The 14,016-nt window shown below is 68.0% G+C and carries 12 protein-coding genes and 4 pseudogenes; 6 read left to right on the plus strand and 10 right to left on the minus strand.

The window, feature by feature from the left end:
- Window positions 1-401 precede the first annotated feature (401 nt).
- Both GAA2_RS05615 and GAA2_RS05620 read left to right on the plus strand, forming a co-directional pair.
- Window positions 402-707, plus strand: coding sequence for a GIY-YIG nuclease family protein (locus GAA2_RS05615; RefSeq protein WP_096273331.1), 306 nt, complete (start codon window positions 402-404; stop codon window positions 705-707).
- A gap of 262 nt (window positions 708-969) precedes the next feature.
- Window positions 970-1,599: an alpha-ketoglutarate-dependent dioxygenase AlkB gene (locus GAA2_RS05620; protein WP_096273333.1), complete on the plus strand. Its 630-nt coding sequence runs from the start codon at window positions 970-972 to the stop codon at window positions 1,597-1,599.
- 296 nt (window positions 1,600-1,895) lie between these two features.
- On the opposite strand, the pseudogene GAA2_RS05625 reads toward GAA2_RS05620, so the two are convergent.
- The 7 genes and pseudogenes from GAA2_RS05625 to GAA2_RS05655 form a co-directional block, all read right to left on the minus strand.
- Window positions 1,896-3,630, minus strand: a pseudogene (locus GAA2_RS05625) (GMC oxidoreductase).
- Window positions 3,627-5,168 carry a flavin-containing monooxygenase gene (locus GAA2_RS05630; RefSeq protein WP_006435413.1) on the minus strand — a complete coding sequence of 514 codons (1,542 nt, stop codon included), beginning with the start codon at window positions 5,166-5,168 and terminating at the stop codon, window positions 3,627-3,629. The pseudogene GAA2_RS05625 and the gene GAA2_RS05630 overlap by 4 nt, the downstream one beginning before the upstream one ends.
- Window positions 5,161-5,742, minus strand: a complete 582-nt coding sequence (locus GAA2_RS05635) for a TetR/AcrR family transcriptional regulator (RefSeq protein ID WP_006435414.1) — start codon at window positions 5,740-5,742, stop codon at window positions 5,161-5,163. Before GAA2_RS05635 ends, GAA2_RS05630 begins: the two co-directional genes overlap by 8 nt.
- 467 nt (window positions 5,743-6,209) lie before the next feature.
- Entirely contained in the window at window positions 6,210-7,079 is an 870-nt protein-coding gene (locus GAA2_RS05640; protein WP_024498639.1) for a tyrosine-protein phosphatase, read from the minus strand.
- Window positions 7,067-7,885 (minus strand): annotated as a pseudogene (locus GAA2_RS05645) (TIGR03620 family F420-dependent LLM class oxidoreductase); the annotation flags it as partial. The gene GAA2_RS05640 and the pseudogene GAA2_RS05645, both read right to left, overlap by 13 nt.
- Before the next feature lie 44 nt (window positions 7,886-7,929).
- Window positions 7,930-8,424, minus strand: a complete 495-nt coding sequence (locus GAA2_RS05650; RefSeq protein ID WP_051349605.1) for a MarR family winged helix-turn-helix transcriptional regulator — start codon at window positions 8,422-8,424, stop codon at window positions 7,930-7,932.
- 112 nt (window positions 8,425-8,536) lie between these two features.
- Window positions 8,537-9,199, minus strand: coding sequence for a class I adenylate-forming enzyme family protein (locus GAA2_RS05655; protein WP_159406169.1), 663 nt, complete (start codon window positions 9,197-9,199; stop codon window positions 8,537-8,539).
- Window positions 9,200-9,260: 61 nt separating this feature from the next.
- Here GAA2_RS05655 and GAA2_RS05660 point away from each other — a divergent pair.
- A pseudogene (locus tag GAA2_RS05660) lies at window positions 9,261-10,287 on the plus strand (IS481 family transposase).
- Window positions 10,288-10,456: 169 nt separating this feature from the next.
- Window positions 10,457-10,730 (plus strand): annotated as a pseudogene (locus GAA2_RS23425) (helix-turn-helix domain-containing protein); the annotation flags it as partial.
- A gap of 326 nt (window positions 10,731-11,056) precedes the next feature.
- On the opposite strand, the gene GAA2_RS05670 reads toward GAA2_RS23425, so the two are convergent.
- Complete coding sequence (locus GAA2_RS05670; RefSeq protein ID WP_157228345.1) at window positions 11,057-11,209, minus strand: hypothetical protein; 153 nt, start codon at window positions 11,207-11,209, stop codon at window positions 11,057-11,059.
- 159 nt (window positions 11,210-11,368) lie between these two features.
- Window positions 11,369-11,524 carry a hypothetical protein gene (locus GAA2_RS05675; protein WP_191834803.1) on the minus strand — a complete coding sequence of 52 codons (156 nt, stop codon included), beginning with the start codon at window positions 11,522-11,524 and terminating at the stop codon, window positions 11,369-11,371.
- Between the two features lie 425 nt (window positions 11,525-11,949).
- On the opposite strand from GAA2_RS05675, the gene GAA2_RS05680 reads away from it, so the two are divergent.
- Window positions 11,950-12,435, plus strand: coding sequence for a nuclear transport factor 2 family protein (locus GAA2_RS05680; RefSeq protein WP_081598272.1), 486 nt, complete (start codon window positions 11,950-11,952; stop codon window positions 12,433-12,435).
- Between the two features lie 30 nt (window positions 12,436-12,465).
- Window positions 12,466-13,296, plus strand: a complete 831-nt coding sequence (locus tag GAA2_RS05685; protein WP_006438189.1) for a TIGR03619 family F420-dependent LLM class oxidoreductase — start codon at window positions 12,466-12,468, stop codon at window positions 13,294-13,296.
- A gap of 33 nt (window positions 13,297-13,329) precedes the next feature.
- On the opposite strand, the gene GAA2_RS05690 is transcribed toward GAA2_RS05685, so the two are convergent.
- The gene (locus GAA2_RS05690; protein ID WP_006438190.1) at window positions 13,330-13,962 is read right to left on the minus strand and encodes a histidine phosphatase family protein; all 633 of its coding nucleotides are present in this window, start codon (window positions 13,960-13,962) and stop codon (window positions 13,330-13,332) included.
- Window positions 13,963-14,016 lie beyond the last annotated feature (54 nt).

Here is a 14,016-nt window from a genome sequence, read left to right on the forward strand (position 1 = left end):
GCCCTACTGCTGGCTGAGCCGGTTCCTCGCGCAGCGAGGCACCGCGTCGAAGCCACCCGCAAGCGGAGGCACCCTACTGCTGGCTGAGCCGGTTCCTCGCGCAGCGAGGCACCGCGTCGAAGCCATCCCGCAAGCGGAGGCACCCTACTGCTGGCTGAGCCGGTACCGAGCGGAGCGAGGCACCGCGTCGAAGCCACCCCGCAAGCGAAGGCACCCTACTGCTGGCTGAGCCGGTTCCTCGCGCACCGAGGCACCCCCTCCGCTGGCTGAGCCGGTTCCTCGCGCAGCGAGGCACCGCGTCGAAGCCCACCCCGCAAGCCGACGTCGAACCCGCTGGGGATCGAGTTACTACCTGTGGATACGACAGTGCCGCAGGCCTCGCCATCGTCCACAGTCGATTCATGTCCGGCTTCGTCTACATCCTCGAGTGCGCCGACGGCAGTCTGTACGTCGGCAGCACGCGCAACGTCGAGCACCGCGTCAACCAGCACATGAGTGGGAAAGGTTCGAGGTACACGCGCTCACGGCTTCCTGTTCGTCTCGTCTATCAAAGAGAGTTCCCGCATATCGGTGAGGCGCATGCGGCCGAACGCCGCTTGCACGGTTGGTCGCGTGCAAAGCGTCGTGCGCTCGTCGAAGGGCGAATGGAATTGCTGCCCGGCCTCGCGATGAAGGGTGGGCAGCGGAGACTCATGATCGACCCGTGAGGGTGGCGGTGCGGGGGCTTCGACGCGGTGCCTCGCTGCGCTCGGTACCGGCTCAGCCAGCGGTGGGGGCCCGGCTCAGCCAGCGGTGGGGGTCCCGACTCAGCGGCAGTGGGGGTGGCGGTGCGGGGGCTTCGACGCGGTGCCTCGCTGCGCTCGGTACCGGCTCAGCCGGCAGCCGTCATCCGTCAGCCGCCGGGCATCGGGGCAGCGATCGAACCCCAAATGCTCGAACGTGCGTTCGATACGGGTGTATGGTGGCGACATGTCCATCGGTATCCAGGGCTCGTTGTTCGCCGAGGTCGCCGCAGAACCGGCGCTCGGCGACCTGTCGACTTCGTTGACGCGGCGTCCGCTCACCGACGGTGCGTGGGTGGACCTGTGCCCGGGGTGGATCGGCGGGCCGGACGAACTCTTCGACCGCCTCCGCGAGAACGTCCCCTGGCGGGCCGAACGGCGTCAGATGTACGACCGCGTCGTCGACGTCCCGCGGCTGGTGTCGATCTACCAGAAGGACGATCCGTTCCCGGACGGGTTGATCACCGACATGCGTGCGGCGTTGAGCCGCCACTACCGGGACGAGCTGCCCGAGGGGTTCGCGACCGCCGGCATCAGCCTCTACCGCGACGGCAACGACTCGGTCGCCTGGCACGGTGACCGCATCGGCCGGGCGTCGACCCACGACACGATGGTCGCGATCGTCTCCCTGGGAGCCCCGCGGCCACTGATGTTGCGCCCGCGGGGCGGTGGCAAGTCGCTGAAGTTCACGCTGTCGTCGGGCGACCTGCTGGTCATGGGCGGCAGCTGCCAGCGCACCTGGGAACACGCGGTACCCAAGGTGCGCGGCGTCGGCGCCCGGATCAGCATCCAGCTGCGGCCGCCCGGGGTGTGGTGAGCGAGCCAGTCCTGGGCGCCGAGCGGTGGTCGGGTGGTTGCTCGTTTCGACGCGGTGGCTCGCTGGCGCTCGCTACCGGCTCAACGAGCGGGGGTGGTGGCTCGCTGGCGCTCGCTACCGGCTCAACGAGCGGGGGTGGTGGCTCGTTTCGACGCGGTGGCTCGCTGGCGCTCGCTACCGGCTCAACGAGCGGGGGTGGTGGCTCGTTTCGACGCGGTGGCTCGCTGGCGCTCGCTACCGGCTCAACGAGCGGGGGGCGGTGGCTCGCTACCGGCTCGACGAGCGGGGTCGCGAGCTCAGCCGGCGTTCGAGATCGGCGTGATCGGCAACCGCAGGGCGGCGGGTGCGTACTCGGGGACCGTGGGACGGACCGGCGGCACCGGGGCGACCGGCTCATACGACGCACCGAGCTCCGGCCGCGGATCGGCCTCACCGGCGTTGGGCCACATGGCGAGTGCGCGTTCGGCCTGCGCGGTGATCGTCAGCGACGGATTCACGCCGAGGTTCGCCGACACCGTCGAACCGTCGACGATGTGCAGGCCCGGGTGGTTGAACACACGGTGATACGGGTCCACGACGCCGTCGGCGGCGGACCGTCCGATCGAGCAACCGCCCAGGAAATGCGCGGTCATCGGGATGTTCAGCCAGTCGACGATGGAACCGCCGGCGTCGCCGTCGATCTCGTCGGCCATCTTGCGGACCGCCTCGTGGCCGACGGGGATCCAGGTCGGCGGGGGCTCGCCGGCACCCTGCTTGCTGCGCAACATCGGTCCGAAACGTCCTCGGCGGGCGAACAATTCGAGGGAGTTGTCGGCGGTCTGCATCACCAGCGCGATGATCGTGCGTTCCGACCAGCGTCGCACCGACAGGCCCCGCAACGTGACGAGCGGGTGCTTGATCATCTCGACCAGAGCCGCCAGCGGACGAGGCAGACGGCTGTCGCCATCGATCAGCATCGCCTGCAACAGTCCGATCAGGTTGCTGCCCTTGCCATAACGCACCGGCTCGATGGGCGTGTTCGTTCGGGTGGAACGACGACGTGATCGCCACACCCTCGGTGTAGTCGACCTTCAGGTCGGTGGCGGTCGCGGCCAGGACGGCCTCGGAGTTGGTGCGGACCACCTTGCCCAGACGCGACGACAGCCCGGGAAGGGTTCCGCTCTGCTGCATGTCCAGCAGAAGCTTGTTGGTGCCGTAGGTGCCGGCGGCGAAGACGACGTGGTCGGCGGTGAACGACCGGCGACCACGACGCGACCGGCGTCGACCCGTCCGATGCGCCCCGACCGTGTGCCCGCCTCCGGAACGCGGGCGGACGGTGTCGACGGTGGTCAGCGGAATGACCGTCGCTCCCGCCTGCTCGGCGAGATACAGGTAGTTCTTGACCAGCGTGTTCTTCGCGCCGACCGGGCAGCCGGTCATGCAGGCGCCGCAGTCGGTGCAGCCGGTACGGGCCGGGCCGGCACCGCCGAAGTACGGGTCCTCGACGGTCTTGCCCGGCTCACCGAAGAAGACGCCGACAGGGGTGTGGACGAACGTGTCGCCGACGCCCATGTCCTCGGCGACCTTGCGGATCACCCGGTCGGCCGGCGTCACCTTCGGGTAGGTGGTCACGCCGAGCATGCGTGACGCCTGGTCGTAGTAGGGGTCGAGTTCGGCGGCCCAGTCGGTGATCCGGCCCCAGTGCGGGTCGTCGAAGAAGGCGGGGAGCGGCCGGTAGAGCGTGTTCGCGTAGTTGAGCGAGCCTCCGCCCACACCCGCACCGGCCATGACCAGCACGTCGCGCAGGAGATGCATGCGCTGCACGCCGAACATACCGAGTGCCGGTGCCCACACGTAATCCCGGAGGCGCCAACTGGTCTTGGGGAGGTCGGCGTCGGTGAAACGACGACCCGACTCGATGACCGCGACGCGATAACCCTTCTCCGTCAACCGGAGTGCGGCCACCGAACCGCCGAATCCGGAACCGATGACGATGGCGTCGTAGTGGTCGGCGTCATGACGAACGGCGTCACGAACACGGGAGCGCGTCACTGGGCGAGGGTCCTCTCGGGATCGGTGTCGATTGCGGTGGTCTCAACGGCTTCGGAGACGGCCGGGACGGCGTCGTCGAAGCGGTGGTCGGCGGCCTCGAAGGACGCCATCTGCCGACGGAAGTCACTGGTGAACTTGGGCCACATCACCGAGTTGCGTCCGGTGGAGTCGAGGTACCAGCTCGAGCAACCGCCCGAATTCCACACCGTGCGTTCGAGTTCGGGGTCCAGGTCGGCGTTGTAGGAGTCCTGCGCGGCCTGGGTGACCTCGAAGGTCGAGTGTCCGGACCGGGTGACCTCGGCGATCGTCTTCGACATGTAGTACGCCTGCGGTTCGAGCATCAGCACGATCGAGCTGTGGCCCAGATTGGTGTTGGGGCCGTACAGGAAGAACAGATTCGGGAAGCCGTGGACCTCCACGCCGCGGTATGCGCGCGGCGAGCCCTGCCACGTCTCCGCCAGGGTGCGTCCGTCGCGCCCGGTGACGACCTTCGCGATGGGCGGTTCGGTGGGGGTGAATCCGGTGGCGAAGATGACGGTGTCGACCTCGTGCTCGCGGCCCTGATCGTCGACGGCGCCGTTCGCGGTGAGGCGGGTGATGGCGCCGGTCACGGTGGCGTTGTCCCGCTGCAGGGCGGGGAACCACTTGTTGGTCAACAGCATCCGCTTGCAGCCGATGGTGTAGTCGGGGGTGAGGCGCTTGCGCAGGGCACGGTCGCGGACCTGGACGCGGAGCTGTGCCAGGGCAAGGGTTTTCGCGATCGGCAGCAGCTTGGGGTTGCGCGCCATCATCAGCACGTAGGCCTCGCGGTAGGCCCACACCATCCGTCGGACCAGGCGATGGACGCCGGGGACGCGCTTGTAGACGGCGCGTTCCATCGGGCCGATGTTGCGGTCGAGGCGTGGCACGACCCAGGCGGGGGTGCGCTGGAAGACGGTGAGATGTCCGACGGTGTCGACGATCTCGGGCACGATCTGGATCGCCGACGCGCCGGTGCCGACGATCGCGACCTTACGTCCGCGCAGGTCGTGGGTGTGGTCCCAGTGGGCGGAGTGGAACATCGTGCCGGTGAACCCGTCGGCGCCCGGCACCTCGGGTAGTCCCGGCTCGGACAGCGCGCCCGGCGCGGCGACGAGGAAGCGGGTGCGGATCCGGCCGGTGGTCGTGTCGACGACCCACTCCTGCGCGGCACCGTCCCAGCGGGCCGCGGTCAGCGCGCAGTCGTAGCGGATCTGGTCCTCATAATCGGCGGCGACGGAACGCAAATAGTTGTGGATCTCGTGGCGTCGACCGTAGGTGTGCGACCAGTCCGGGTTCGGGGCGAACGACAGCGAGTACAGCGAGGTCGGGACGTCGCAGGCGGCACCCGGGTAGTCGTTCTCGCGCCAGACCCCGCCGGCGCCGCCGGCGCGCTCGATGGCGAGCGTCTGCAGCCCGGGATGGTCCTTGCGCAGCCGGTGAAGTGCGGCGAGGCCGCCGAATCCGACGCCGACGACGAGAACGTCGACGCGTTCGGGGAGCGAACTGAGTTCAGTCATGGGTCAACAGGTCCTTCCAGACGGGCAGAAGACGGTCGAGGTAGTCGCGGTCGGCGGCGGGGGATCGCAGGATGCGCGACACCGCGAGGCCGCGTGCGAGTTCGATGGACAGTTCGAGTTCCTGCGGGGTGTACCGGTCGCCGAACAGCTCGGCGCAACCCAAGGCGAGGGCGTCGGAGACCCGCTGTTCGAGCGGGATGAGGGCGGTGCGCAGGCCGACGTCACAGCGGGCGGCCACCCAGAGCTCCAGGGCGGCGTCGAACAGCGGTCCGCTGAACGCCTCGATCAGGACTTCGAGTCCCTCCTCACCCGTACGCGGGCGGGACAGGACCTCCTCGAGACGACGGTCGACGAGGTGTGCGACGGCCGCGACCACCAGCGATTCCCGGGTGGGGAAGTGGTGCAGCAGTGCGCCGCGGGAGACGCCTGCGCGCCGGTTGACCTCCTGGGTGGTGGTGGCCGCGTAGCCGACCTCGACCAGCGCTTCGACCGCGGCGTCGAGGACCCGGGTGCGGGTCGCCGCGGTGCGTTCGGCCTGGGTTCGCCGACGCGGAGTGCTGGTGGGCTCGGTCACAGTGGTGAGCGTAACACACAAACAGTCCGGACTGCTCGTAAGTGGGTGGGGGGTTTCGACGCGGCGCCTCGCTGCGCTCGGTGCCGGCTCAACCGGCGGAGGGGGCGGGTGTCTCGCGTCGTGAGGTGCCGGTTCAACCGGCGGAGGGGGTTTCGACGCGGCGCCTCGCTGCGCTCGGTGCCGGCTCAACCGGCGGAGGGGGCGGTGCCGGCTCAACCGGCGGAGGGGGTTTCGACGCAGCGCCTCGCTGCGCTCGGTGCCGGCTCAACCGGCGGAGGGGGCGGTGCCGGCTCAACCGGCGGAGGGGGCGGTGCCGGCTCAACCGGCGCAGGCAGCGAAAAGTCTAGTGATAAATAACTGATTCTCAGATATAGTTGTCAGGAGTTCGCGACCGGACGGTCACCGTCCCCCTGAGCTCGGGCCGGGAGTCGGTATGTGTGCCCGACTCCCGGCCCGATACCCCGGTCTCAGGCCGAGGCCGGCGAACTGTGCACGAATCGGGTGCGGATCGCCTCGAGGTCGGCGTCGTCGAGTTCGAGGCCGCGGGTCAGGTAACCGTCGAGACCGCCGTAGGAGTCGTCGGCCGCTTCGTACGCGACATCGAGATACCTGCTGTCGCAGGAGAAGGCGGGCTCGTAGGCGGGCACACGTTCGGAGCCGAGGTTCTCGAGGATCGAATCCAGGGTGGCCTGTCTGCTGGTGACCGCATAGGTGTCGGTCAGCAGGTAGTCCTCCAGCATCACCTCGCGGTCGACGCCGGCGATGTGGTGGAGGAGTACGGCGGCCCAGCCGGTCCGGTCTTTGCCGGCGGCGCAATGGAACAGCTGGGGGCCGTCGGTACGCGCGATCGTCCGCAGCAGGCTGGCGAAGCCCGCCCGGCAGGCCGGGTCCGTCACGAAGGTCTGATAGTTCACCAGCATCGCCTGGTAGGTCTGTGCCGCGGTCATCAGCGAGGAGACCTCGGACTCGGGGATGCCGGGAACCGGGTGGTGGTGCCACCGGGCGCCGCGGATCTCGACGTTCGGATGCCTGGCGACCTCGTTGGGTTGGCGCAGATCGTGGATGGCGGTCAGGCCGAACGTGGCCATGGTGGCCAGATCGTCGGCGTCGAGTTCGAGGCGGTTGGAACGGAACAGGACCCCGCGCCGTAACCGGCCACCGGCCGCGGCGTAGCCGTCGCCGGTCCCCGCGAGGTCGCGGAAGTTGTCGGCGGAGAGCAGCCGGGGGAGTGCGGCGACGGCTTCGGGTGTCGGAGTTGCCTGGTGCGTCGTCGGTGTGAACCGTCCTTCGTCTGGGGGTCGAGGTCGTCCGCGAGAACGCCGGCGAGTTCTGTCCACTGGGACAGGGGTGCATCGCTGGAATCGCTGAGTACGTGCAGGGCCAGGTGATCGGCGCCGGCGTCGCGCTGCTGCCTCATCCGCTCCCTGATCTGGTCCGGGTCGGGGCCGGCGACCAGTGCGTCGACGAGCCGGTCGCTGCCCCCGCCGGAGAAATCCCCGTCGTCGAATCCCATGGCTCGCAGATTCTTCTGGTATCCCGGAAGGTGCAGGTAGTTCCCGAGATTGGCCCGTCCGAGACGGCGGCGATCGGCCGCGTCGCCGGTGGTGACGACCTTGACCTCGGTGGCCAGCGTCGCGGTCGATCCGAGCCATTCGCGCTGGCGGGCGGTGCGTTCGGGGGTCACGAGCTGGGTGATCGCCCCGTGGGTGCGTCGACCGGCGAGCTCGAGCATCTTGGGACCGTTCGCGCCGATCATGCACGGGATCGGCTGCGGTCGACTCGCCTCGAGAGTGTCAAGGTAATTCTCGAGCAGGGACAACGGATTACGGTAACTGCCTGGCGGCGCCATCGACGGATGGCTGACGCCGACGCCCAACACCATCCGGTTCGTGGGGTCGTCCCACGTGCGGGCGAGGTCGGCGGCCGCCAGGTCCCAGATGCTCAATACCGCGGTGGCGGTGACGATCTCGGTGGTGGCCGCGGTGATCTCGGTGAGGGCGGAGAGGTCCCCTCGTACGTCGGCGAGCCACAGCGTCTGGAATGACGCGCGTTCGGCGCATCGCCCGGTGTCGGCCGCTCCGCTACGCCGCGCGCGGCCGAGACTGGTGAATACTCCGGTGGAACCGACTCTCGCAGAAGACATGCCATTACTCTAGTACTAGACTAATGGCTTTACCGGTGTCGTTTTCAGGCGTCCCCGGCCGAGTGGCGCATCGCGGTCAGTGCGGCACGGAGCTGTTCGACGTCCTGGATGGTGCTGCCTTTCATCCCGAAGTCGATGGCCGTCAGGGCGCGGGTGGCCTCGTCGACCTTCGTGCGGCCCGCCTTGGTGATCGTGACACAGGTCGCGCGCCGGTCCGTCGGATGGGGGCTGCGCTCGAGGAGGTCACGCGCCTCGAGGCGGTCGGTGGCCAGGGTGGCCGTGGTCGCGTGGACGAGGAGGTTGCGGGCCAGGCTCGAGATCAGGCGGGTGCCGGTCTCCGACAGCTGCAACGTCATCAGCAGCAGATAGTCGGTCATGTTCAGGCCGTGGGCCTTGAGCTCGGAATCGACGGAATCGGCGACGATGCGCTGGTAACGCAACAGGGACGTCATGGCGAGAAAGCGCTGCTCGTCGCCGTCGAGTCCCTGTTGCTCCCAGTAGTGTTTGGCCCAATCGACCGGATCGGTGATGTCAGGCATTCTCTTTGCGCGTGCCACGTGTTCCCCTCAACCGATATGCGGTGATCCTGTAGAATGAGATTGCTCAATTGTATATAACTCTATGGATGCACCGTAGGGGAACGCCGATCGCCTACAGTGTGACCTTCACCGCGTCGACCTTCACCGCGTGACGCGATCGCATCGCCTTCTTGTCCAGCTTCCCCACGGCTGTGCGCGGTAGGGAGTCGGTCAGATGGATTTCCTTGGGAATCTTGTAACCGGCCAGGAGGGCTCGACCACGGGTCGCGATGTCGGCGGGGTCCGGCGGCTTCGCACTGTCGGCCGGCACGATGAGTGCGACCAGCCGCTCGCCCATCGCCTCGTCGGGAATCCCGAAGCAGGCGACGTCGGCAACCTCGGGCAGGGTGCAGAGCGCCTGCTCGACCTCCGCCGGATAGATGTTGACTCCGCCCGACACCACCATGTCCGACAACCGGTCGGTGATCCAGACGTAACCGTCGGCATCCATGCGACCGATCTCGCCGAGGGTGAACTCGTTGCCGCTACGCACGCCGGAGGTGTAGCTGATCCCGTGCCCCGAGGTGTCCCGGAACCACAGGGGCCCTTCGGTACCGGGTGGTGCGGGATTGCCGTGCTCGTCGGCGATGTAGGCCTCGAACGGAGGCACCGCCCGTCCCACCGAGCCGGGGCGGTCGAGCCAGTCCTGTGCGCTGATCATGCAGGTGGTGCCGACCTCGCTGGCGCCGTAGCTGTAATGACCAGGGACGTTGTGGACGGTGTGGCGCCAGTGAATAGGTGAGGACCTCCGGTATCGGTGTGGTTACCACAACACACGCCGCTACCAAGAGGTCCTCATGTCCCACGCTAATGCCTTACTGACCCCAAAGGGGCGTCTGAAACTCGCTTCGGTGCTCATCGATGAGGGCTGGTCGATCCGCCGAGCCGCCGAACGGTTCCAGTGCTCGCCCACCACAGCCAAGAAATGGGCCGACCGCTATCGGGACGGCGGGCCCGCGGCGATGGCTGATCGATCCAGCCGACCCCACCGCAGCCCCAATCGGACCCCCACACGCTGCGAACGGCGAATCATCAACCTGCGCTTCACCCGCCGCTGGGGACCACACCGCATCGCCTACCACCTCCAACTGCCCTGCAGCACCGTCGGAGCGGTGTTACGCCGGTATCAGATGCCGCTGCTACGGCATCTCGACCACAACACGGGCTTGGTCGTCCGCCGGCCTCGACCACGCCGTTACGAGCATCCAGAGCCCGGCGACATGATCCACGTCGATATCAAGAAACTCGGCCGGATCCCCAACGGCGGCGGACACCGCAAACTCGGACGCACGATCGGTAACCGCAACAACAAGAAGAACGGTCGCGGCTACGCCTTCGTTCATCACGCCGTTGATGACCACACCCGACTGGCCTACTCCGAGATCCTCGGCGACGAACGTAAAGAGACCGCCGCCGGATTCTGGTCGCGTGCGAACGACCTACTTCAACAGTCACGGAGTCACCGTCAAACAGGTACTCACCGACAACGGATCCTGCTACCGCTCACACCTTTTCAAGCAAACCCTGGGTCCCGAGATCACGCACAAACGTACCCGTCCGTACCGACCACAAACCAATGGCAAAGTCGAACGATTCAACCGGACGCTGAACCAGGAATGGGCCTACGCCCAGACCTACCTGTCAGACGAGGCCCGCGCCCAGACCTACCAGGACTGGGTTCATCACTACAATCACCACAGACCCGGCGGATTCAACTGGTCGTCGCAACACCATGATCATGGAGGTGTTCGCGGTGGCTACGGCGGACTGGAGTTGGAAGACCAGCGATGTGGCGGTAGGTGTTCGTCGGCAGTGGCGTGCTGATCGTGCACTTCGGCCGGCGATGCGATCGCCGGGGCGGCCGGAGCCGTCGCGGCAGGTGCAACGTGAGTTTTGGCGGGTGGTCGCGACGGGGGTGAGCACGGCGCAGGCATCGATCGCTGTCGGTGTGTCGGTGCCGGTGGGTACACGCTGGTTCCGCCACGCTGGCGGCATGAGGCCGCTGAGTCTGGATGAGCCTTCGGGCCGCTATCTATCGTTCGCCGAACGGGAAGAGATCGCGCTGCTACGCGCCCAGGATCGTGGGGTGCGTGAGATCGCACGGCGGATCGGGCGCAGTCCGGCCACGATCTCACGTAGAGCTACGGCGCAACGCCGCAACCAGGAGCGGGAAGCTCGAGTATCGGGCGTTGGTGGCGCAGTGGAAAGCCCAGCAGGCCGCCAAGCGCCCAAAAACAGCGAAGCTCGTGGCCCACGTCGAGTTGCGGGCTCGGCCGCCTGGTCAACGAGCCGCGCACACTGCTCGACGCGCTTCTGGGATTGGACTACGCGCCCCGCTATCTGCTCGGCGCGCTGGACAAGGCATTCGAGGTGGACCGGTGAACACGCGCGCCCTGCACCCGCTCGACGAGACCCTGATGCATCAGGTGCCGTGGCCGTTCGGGTTCGCCGGCACCTCCGACCCGCGGTTCTACGACCGGTACTGGTTTGCCGGCGTCGATCCCGCCGGGGACGCCGGGTTCATCTCCGGCATGGCCCTGTACAAGAACATCGGGGTCTGCGACGGGTACGGAGCGGTCCAGCGCGGCGGTCGTCAGTTCAACTCGCGATGGTCGCGGCCGCTGACCACCGCGACCGCGCAGTCCGCCGTCGGTGACCTCGCGGTGGAGATCCTCGAGCCGTATCGCACGGTGCGGGTCGCGTGGTCCGGTGACAGCACCCCACTGGCCGCCGACCTGGTGTTCACCTCCGGATTCGACCCGTACACCGAAGAGCATTACCTCGACGCGAGTACCGGTCGGGTCACCCAGGAGATCACCCGCTACAACCAGATCGGCCGCTGGGACGGATGGCTGTCGATCGACGGTGCCCGCATCAGCGTCGACGACTGGTGGGCGGTGCGCGATCATTCGTGGGGCGTGCGTCCGGGGGTCGGCGGTATCGACCGTTCGGTGGCCGATCCGGCGGCCCGTAGCTCGGCGCCGATGATGCACACGGTGCTGTACGCGGCGACCGCCGACTTCTGTGTCTGTGTGTCCAGACGAGAGAACCAGCGCGGCACGGTGACCTACCTCGACGGCGAGGTCATCGGCGTCGACGGCCGGCACTCGACTGTCGTGATCGCCGATGTGACAACGGAGTTCGTGCCGGGGACGAGAACCTATCGGTCGGTGCGGATCGAGGTGGAGACCGATGCCGGTGCCCGCCACGAGATCGTGGCCACTCCGCTGCTGGAGCCGTGGGCCTATGCCGGCACCGGGTACGACGGAGGTTACCGGGACGGCCGCGGCCTCGGGGTGCCGCGCGGCGACCTCGTCGAACACGAGTCTACGAGCTGGTTCCACCCGAAGCCGTACTGCTCGACGGTGATCCAACCCCGAGCGGCCACCGCGAACAGTTCGCGAAGATCGTCGTCGACGGTGTCACCACCACCGGATACTGCACGGTCATGGCGCGCGGCTCGCTGCCGCATCGCGGGATCAGCTGATGGGAGAAGTGAAGATGCAGCCGGACGAAGCAGCCGCCCGCGAGGAGATCCGGGATCTCGCCGCCCGCTACAACCTCTACGGCGACACCGGCCGCACCGAACAGGAAGCCCGACTGTTCACCGCCGACGGCACCCTCGAGTTCGTCGACCTCGACGCCGCACCACGCAGGTACACCGGGCACGAGGACATCCAGGGATTCTTCGAGGGCGTGAAGTCGGCCTGGCTGGCGGAGATCCGCGACACCGGTGTCAGTGCCCGCGTATTCCACCACCTGACAACCCATGTCATCGACATGACGGGGCCGCGCACCGCACGCGGTACCGCCTATGTGGCGCTGATCAGGCACTTCGGGCTGGCGGAATGGGGCCGGTACACCGACGAATACACGCTCACCGACAGCGGCTGGCGCTTCTCGTACCGACGGGTCACCCGCGAGGGCGAGGTCGGCCCGGACGGAGATGTGCGCGGTGAGGTCCATGGCTGAGGCGGAACGGCGGACGGTCCGCGGTACGGGGTGTCGTTGCTCCGGGTCCACCCCGCGTTGTGGCGAGATGTCGCGATCGAAGCCGAGCGCGCCGGGTACGAATCGATCTGGATGTCGGACCATCTCATGCTGCCCGAGGAGGTGGATCGCGAGAAGTACCCCGACGGCGAGCTCCCGATCTCCTCGCATTCGCCGATCTTCGACGTCATGGTTCACCTCGCTGCACTGGCGGCGGTCACCACCACGCTGAGGTTGGGCACCTACGTGTACCAACCCGCGCTGCGTCATCCGTTCGTGGCGGCACGCGCGGTGGCGACGCTGGACGTGGTGTCCGGAGGTCGCGTCGAACTGGGCGTCGGCGCCGGGTGGTCGGAGGCCGAATGGGACCTCGTCGGAGTCGATTTCGCGCGGCGAGGCGAACTGCTGGACGAAACCCTGGATGTGCTCGACGGCCTCTGGACCCAGAAGAGTTTCGCCTACCAGGGTGCGCACCACGAATTCCCGAGCGTCGGCTTCGAGCCCAAGCCGGTCCAGCAGCCGCGACCGCCGCTGCACATCGGCGGCGAGTCGGCCCCGGCGTTGCGGCGGGCCGTGGCCCGGGGTGACGGGTGGATCGGTATGCACCACACTCCGGCGTCCGTGGCCGCCCCGCTCGCCAGACTGCGTGCCGCAGAGCGGGATTCCGGCCGGTCGCGGCCGCTGCAGACCACCGTCGCCGCGCATCAGGGCGAGGTCGACGCCGAGGGCTGGTCCGCGAGCGGGATCGACCGTGTCATCGTCGCGCCGTGGAGCCGGTCCGGTGAGGCGATCGACGGTCTCCGGCGGTTTGCGCGGGAGCACATCCGGCCGCGTAGCGAGTAGCGGCAGGCCGGACGCCGATGGCGCGTCGACCGCTCAGTGACTGATGAGATCGTGGCTGCGAAGGTGGCCGGTCTCGTTGACGGACTGCACGGCCCATGCCCCGTCGTGGTGGCGAACCCGGGTCACCGAGGCGTGAGCGGCGAAGAAGAAGACGTCCCGTTCGACCCCCAGTAGGGAGGCGAGGAACGTGCTGATCGCACCGCCGTGGCTCACCGCTGCGACGGTCTGCCCGGAATGCTCCTCGGCGATCGCAGTGAGTGCACCGCGGAGCCGGTCGCGCACGGACGCCCCGTCTTCGGCTTGCTCGCCGTGCATCTCGATCTCCCGCAGGTCGTTCCGGATCTGCGTCGTCAGAGGTGCTGCGGCCAGGGCGGCGACGGCGTCCGCGGTCGACACCGCGCGGGTCAACCGACTCGAGTAGACGGCCGTCAGCGGCTCGTCCGCGAGGAGTTCGCCGGTCAGCCGCGCCTGCCTGGACCCGATCGCGGAGAGCCCCGGCCCGGCCGCACCGCCGGCTTCCAGATCATCGGGATCGAAGGACTGCTGCGCATGGCGGACCAGGATCACCTCGGTCCACGGCCGGTCGATCAGCATCTCCCGCCGAAGCCGGGACCGCTCCTGGTGCAGGATGTTCGTATCGTATTCAGGCCGGTCGCCTGCTGTCATGTGTCCTTCTCCCGAATTGTCGATGGATCGACCAGCGGCGATGTCGTGGCAGCC

The organism is Gordonia ajococcus, from assembly GCF_012974285.1.
GTDB lineage: Bacteria > Actinomycetota > Actinomycetes > Mycobacteriales > Mycobacteriaceae > Gordonia > Gordonia amicalis.

Coding starts and splice junctions, on each gene's coding strand:
- GAA2_RS05615 (WP_096273331.1), top strand. CDS start 402: ATGTCCGGCTTCGTCTACATCCTCGAGTGCGCCGACGGCAGTCTGTAC.
- GAA2_RS05620 (WP_096273333.1), top strand. CDS start 970: ATGTCCATCGGTATCCAGGGCTCGTTGTTCGCCGAGGTCGCCGCAGAA.
- GAA2_RS05630 (WP_006435413.1), bottom strand. CDS start 5,168: ATGACTGAACTCAGTTCGCTCCCCGAACGCGTCGACGTTCTCGTCGTC.
- GAA2_RS05650 (WP_051349605.1), bottom strand. CDS start 8,424: ATGCCTGACATCACCGATCCGGTCGATTGGGCCAAACACTACTGGGAG.
- GAA2_RS05680 (WP_081598272.1), top strand. CDS start 11,950: ATGGGAGAAGTGAAGATGCAGCCGGACGAAGCAGCCGCCCGCGAGGAG.
- GAA2_RS05690 (WP_006438190.1), bottom strand. CDS start 13,962: ATGACAGCAGGCGACCGGCCTGAATACGATACGAACATCCTGCACCAG.